At 61.5% G+C, this 2,102-nt stretch carries 1 protein-coding gene; it reads left to right on the forward strand.

Translation table 11 applies throughout. The annotated features are described in order from the left end of the window. Positions 1-1,841: 1,841 nt before the first annotated feature. Positions 1,842-2,102 (forward strand): bifunctional DNA primase/polymerase (locus ACFUEJ_RS24130; RefSeq protein ID WP_388032367.1); only part of this gene is annotated, 261 nt, incomplete at its 3' end.

Below are 2,102 nucleotides of genomic sequence, written 5' to 3' on the forward strand. Positions count from 1 at the left end.
GGAACTCCTGGGGGTACGGCTTGGGCACAGCTACATCCTTCCCGACCGCCCGAAGGCAAGCCAGATCAGATGTCACCTATCCGTGCAGCAGTCCCGTTCGGTCGCAAGCTCGGTTGCTACCTACTCCCACCGCTCCGCTGCCGACTAAGCGAGTTAGACGGACGCAGCAGTAGTGTGATCTCTGTCATACCAGGAGTCGTCCTCTGGCGAGTCGAGATTCTTGGTCGGTACGTGGCTATTGGCGCGAGAGCCTCAGAAGTGGCTATCTGGGATAAGGTGCTGTGCTGCAGCGTGATCCCAGCGAACGGAAGAGCTACGACTCCGGATCGAAGGCGGTATAGTTAGAGACGGCTTCGGAAAGTACCCGAGGTAGGCAAAGGCCCTCCATTAGCGAACGAACGCGCGTCGCAGGCCCTGGAGACGCCCCGAAAGGGTGGCGAAGAATCCAGCGCAGCGAGGATAGGGCGAGCCGGGTTGGTCGCGTCACGCCCAGGGTCATCAATTCTTGTTGACTTGCCGCTGTTTGCGGGCGGCGCTGGCCTGAGGGGACTCCTCGATCATGACTGAAACCAGACCTCTATCCACCCAAGCTGACCCCACGCTGCCTACGATGAACCGCCAGGGCGTCGTGGAGTTTTGCAGAACGCTTGGGGTACCTGCCATCACGGAACGATTCGTGCGCTGGCAAACGATAGACGGACATCTGCCTACGTACCGTGTTGCGAACCGAAACCTGTACAGCGAGAACGATGTCAGGGCATGGCTCGAAAGTATGCGACGCGAGGGAACGGGCGGTGCAGCATGAGCACAAGCCCCGAAGCCTCAGCACTTGCGGACCAGCGCGCAGCCGTCTACCGGGAAGTGGACCAACTCAAGTTTGAGGCGATGTCGGTTGTTGGCCCTGGGGATAAGCTGCGCCGGAAACGGGATCACGTCATCAAGACGCATCGCGGCCTCTTCTCGACGTTCGATGGCACGGCGGATCAGAACACACGGCTTCTCTGGCCTGGGCAAGGGTGGTTTCGTCCAGCCGAGGACTTTCCTGACCTAGCGGCTATTGAAGCGCCACGCGTGCTCCTCTCATGGAAGCCCCAGCTTGAGTTCGTTGCGCTGTCCCCGGTCGTGCTGCGGGAGGTCCTAGCAAACATCCACGTCGATGACGATGCGGTATGCGGGTGGCATGGAGACAATCCCCGAACTCCGGCGGATTCAGCTGACCGCTTAATCCTGCCCCTCGCGAAGAGCGAATGGCTTGTCTTGCTGTTGGTCTGCGGTGGTTGCGTCGAGCGAGTGCGCAGCGAGTACGGAGACGCCTCATTACGGTGGCTGCACCCGAACGATCTGGCGCCGGAGTGGTCCGTAGCGGAGCCACAGGAGCCCTAGTAGCAGCCAGCCCGTAAAACGCCAACTGGCGTCCGCAGAGGCCGGGATGAAGCTCTGCGGACGCCAGCGACGTTGATCCAGGGAGCGGGCGACCTGGTTTCGAATCCATCTGCGCAACAGAAAGACTCGCACTATGAGCATACCTAATCCGTCGTCAGCTGCATCGGACGACGAGTGCCGACCACGTACAGTCCCCGATGTCTCGCGCGATTCCGAGAGTCCCGACCACGTACAGTCCCCGATGTCTCGCGCGATTCCGAGAGTCCCGACCACGTACAGTCCCCGATGTCTCGCGCGATTCCGAGAGTCCCGACGAACCGACGCGCGAGACGGGCGCTCCCGCCGCCGAGCGAGCGAGGGAGGGGCTGAACGGCGCGTCGGCGGCATCGGCTACCCCCCGCGGTTCAACACGCACGCGCAGGGTGATCGAACCCATCGTCATTCCGGACGTCACAGGGATGAGCCTTGCGGAGGCTGCGGAGGCGTACGCGGGTTCGGGACTTCGGATCTTCCCTCTCGCACCAAGAACCAAGGACAGGCCTATCGTTAGCTTTAGTACCGGATCCAGCTCGGACATAGAACAAGTCCGAGAATGGTGGACACGAAACCCCGACTACGGCATAGGTGTCCATGGCCATGAGAAAGTCCCCACTGGTGGCCAGGTCGAGGTCCCCGCTGGTGGCCAGATAAAAGTCCCCACCCTGTGTTCGTCGTGTCGA

The organism is Gordonia sp. NPDC057258 (assembly GCF_042668985.1).
Classification (GTDB): domain Bacteria; phylum Actinomycetota; class Actinomycetes; order Mycobacteriales; family Mycobacteriaceae; genus Gordonia; species Gordonia hongkongensis.